Consider the following 3,391-nt stretch of genomic DNA (forward strand, 5'->3'; position numbering starts at 1 on the left):
AAACTCGGGGATCAAGATCGCAATAGACGACTTTGGGACCGGATATTCATCTCTTGCAAGAGAACAGGAGTTAAATGTCGACTGTCTCAAGATCGACAAATATTTTATTGACAAGCTCCTGGAACTGCATCCTGACAATGCTATAACCGCTGAAGTAATATCGATGGCGCACAAGATGGGCCATCGGGTAACAGCAGAGGGCGTGGAACATGAAATACAAAAAGAGTATCTGGTTAACAACGGATGTGACAGTTTCCAGGGGTATCTCTTTGCCGGACCGCTTGATGAGAATACAGCGTTAGAAATGATCAAAAAACATGGAGATACGGAGGGGTCAGACCCACACAATCGACAAAATACCAAACTCCCGTAATTCCTCTGTCGGCGACTGCAGTGGCATTTCTCGGCGCTGGCGCCTCTGCAGCAGCATATTTCTGCTGGTTTCACGGCCTTTCAGTGCTTCCCGTATCAAGGATAATAGCCTTTCAGTTCTTACAGCCATTTGCCGGGGCAATAATTGCATATCTGCTGCTTGGCGAGCGTTTCACGATATGGCTGTTTGTCGGAGGTATAACGATAATGTATGGAGTGTACCTCATTAACAGAAAATGAGGGCTGAAGATCTATTATTAGGTCTATCACAAACATAGATCCGCAACCCCGGAAGATTTCTGAGAACAAAAAGACTCTGAGCAGGCAGCTCGCAGTCAATTAGAATACATGGTTATTATTCAGGCAGACCGTATTTTTCAGAAGTAAAGTTCAAACTCCTGTGCGGTAGGCGCATTATAAACATATTCCGCTTCTATGCGTTTTGCCTTTACCCACAGTCCGATCAGTTCTTTGGGAAATGCCGGAACAAGATATTCATTATCTTTTTCCAGCCCGTCAAGCACCTTATTCAGATTCAGCGGGAACATCAATCCTTCACCGGACTCCTGGCCCTGATAGCCGAGTGCCTGTGGATCTGTTTTTTTCAGTATCCCGTCTGCGCCAGCAAGCACCATAGCCGAAATAAAGAAATAAATATTTGATGACCCGTCGCCTGTCCTGTATTCAACCCTGGTTTCTTCTTTTTTAACATATCCGGGAATACGTACCGCCGCAGCGCGGGAGCCTTTTGCGAAAGTAGCGCTGACAGGAGCTTCATATCCATGAACAAGCCTGCGGTAGCTGTTCGTACTGGGGCATGCGAATGCAAGAAGGCTTCCTGTCAAGCTGTGGCTTAGCATTCCTGCTGTGTAAAAAAGCCCTTCATCGGAGAGGTTGAAAAGTTTAGATCCTGGAAAAATGGATCTTCCTCCCTTTTCAAGGAATTGATGGACATGCATTCCGCTTCCAGGCATCTTATAAAGCGGTTTGGGCATAAAAGTAACATGAAGCCCCATTTCTTCCGCAACCTGTTTTATGATCCATTTTGCAAGCGAAACCAGATCGCCCGCTTTCACAATATCCATAAAATCAAGTTCTATCTCAAGCTGCGATATTGCAACTTCATGATGGTGGTACTTAACGGGAATGCCGATAGCTTCCATCAGATGGACTGTCTCATTGCGGAAATCAATATATTTATCCTCGGGCGGCATACGATGATATGCCTGATTCCTTCCTATGCGGGGACCGGTTCCATATCCATCGCCGAATCCTTCCGAAGAAGTGACATTATAGCCGGCATGGTCAGGCCCGGTAGAATATTCAACATCTTCAAACGCGTAATATTCGAGTTCAACCAGCACTTTGGCTGTATCCGCTATGTCTTTGTCGCGCAGGAATTTCTGCGCGTTCCTGATAACATTTCTTGGATACTGGTCAAAGGGTTCCCTGTCTGTCGATATTACATCACAGAGGACATGGAGCATTTTATAATCACCGCGTATCTCAAAAAATGCTGTCGACATATCCGGTACGGCAACCATGTCAGAGTTGCTTACTTTCGCGTAGCCATAGTTTGACGCATCAAAACCTATTCCTTCCTTAAGTATCTTTTCGCTTACATAGGCGCGAGGCAAAGCGACACTGCGAATATTGCCGGCAATATCTATCATGAGAAAATCCAGGAAATCTGCTTCATCGATCTTTCCGTTGAAATGCTCCAGCTTCATTGTTACCCCTCCTGTCAGGCTTTTAAATAATCAGTTCCCGAATTTTTTACTAACAAGGTATTAAAGAAACGCGGAGGGGTCAGGCCTGCACAATCAACAAAATGCCCAACTCCCGTGGTGCCTCTGTTGGTGACAGGAGGCCGCCAAAAAACTCCGGATGGCTCCGGCCCACATAAATCACAAATCAGTGATCCTCTATATCTTTTCAATTTTTTTCAGTTGATCTTCGGCTTCAGATCTTCTGATCACTGCACCAATGATACAAATATATCACTTTATGTCAATTGTGAAGGCCTGATCACAATTGGTGTTATTTTAAACAGAGCCCCGGACATATGTTTGATGTCCGGGGCTCTGTTTTTTTATGACACCTTGGCTGATATTCTCTAACCTCCGCCGATAAGCGGGAATATCCTTACGTCGTCACCGTCTTTAAGGGGGGTATCGTCCTTTTGGAGATGGAGCATATGATGGCCGTTGACGAGAATGTTGACCCTTTTGGATATCTTGTCTCCGTCCATGCAGAAATCACGGAATTTTTTTCCGAACTTCGCACTCAGATCCTCCATAAGGAGCCCAAGAGTCGGCCTTGATGGCATCATTATCTCCTTGGTGCCCACCATAGTCCTTATATCAGCGAAAAAACCGATTTTTATCAAGGGCTTGCCTCCTTACGCTGTGAAGATCCGGTCATTGTTTTGCATAAAAGTTACTCAGATCGTCATAAACTCCCTGAGTCCGAGCGCTTCAAGTCTTTCCGGTGTCGGGACTCCGTTTTCATCCCAACCCCTTGCCTCATAGTAATGAGGGAGCATTTCAGGAACGCGGCTTACGCTGCCCTTCATCGGACCTGAACTTATTGGATCGTTGAACATCCTTGCAGGCAGCGTGTCGTCTGCTTTGGTGTACCCTACGCTGAGATTGTACAGTCTTTCAAGATTGTATATCCTCTCGCCTGCCAATGCCACTTCGTCACCGGTGAATTCAATGCCTGACGCTCCTGTGATCTCACCTGCGATAGCGGGAGCTCCCAATGCAAATGTTGTAAAGAGGCACATGCCTGCGGAGTCAACTGCAGCCGTAAGATCCTGGAATCCCTTTACCCATGCCGGTTTTTCAACAATGGACTGCTGATCAAGTTTTTCGGGAAGGCCAAGGATCTCAGGAGATATGGTATATCCGCGGACGTGGCAGCCACCCCTGTTTGAGGTAGCATAGTTGAGTCCTATTCCCTGGATGCCGCGCGGGTCATATGCCGGCATCTCCTGTTTTTTGGCTGTCATGGAGAA

5 protein-coding genes are annotated in these 3,391 nt (G+C 46.5%); 2 read left to right on the forward strand and 3 right to left on the reverse strand.

Annotated features, from left to right (window positions below):
• Both LLF78_06750 and LLF78_06755 read left to right on the forward strand, forming a co-directional pair.
• Positions 1-373: EAL domain-containing protein (locus LLF78_06750; GenBank protein MCE5202191.1), on the forward strand; the 373-nt coding region annotated here is incomplete at its 5' end.
• A gap of 20 nt (positions 374-393) precedes the next feature.
• Positions 394-612, forward strand: coding sequence for a DMT family transporter (locus LLF78_06755; protein MCE5202192.1), 219 nt, complete (start codon positions 394-396; stop codon positions 610-612).
• Between the two features lie 137 nt (positions 613-749).
• Here the strand turns inward: LLF78_06755 and LLF78_06760 are convergent, their stop codons facing one another.
• From LLF78_06760 to LLF78_06770, 3 genes are all read right to left on the reverse strand, one after another.
• Positions 750-2,102, reverse strand: a complete 1,353-nt coding sequence (locus LLF78_06760; GenBank protein ID MCE5202193.1) for a glutamine synthetase beta-grasp domain-containing protein — start codon at positions 2,100-2,102, stop codon at positions 750-752.
• Positions 2,103-2,488: 386 nt separating this feature from the next.
• The gene (locus tag LLF78_06765; GenBank protein ID MCE5202194.1) at positions 2,489-2,761 is read right to left on the reverse strand and encodes a MoaD family protein; all 273 of its coding nucleotides are present in this window, start codon (positions 2,759-2,761) and stop codon (positions 2,489-2,491) included.
• Positions 2,762-2,815: 54 nt separating this feature from the next.
• Positions 2,816-3,391, reverse strand: a 576-nt coding sequence (locus LLF78_06770) for an aldehyde ferredoxin oxidoreductase C-terminal domain-containing protein (GenBank protein MCE5202195.1), incomplete at its 5' end; no start/stop codon positions are given.

It is taken from the genome of Synergistaceae bacterium (assembly GCA_021372895.1).
Classification (GTDB): Bacteria; Synergistota; Synergistia; order Synergistales; family Synergistaceae; genus JAJFTP01.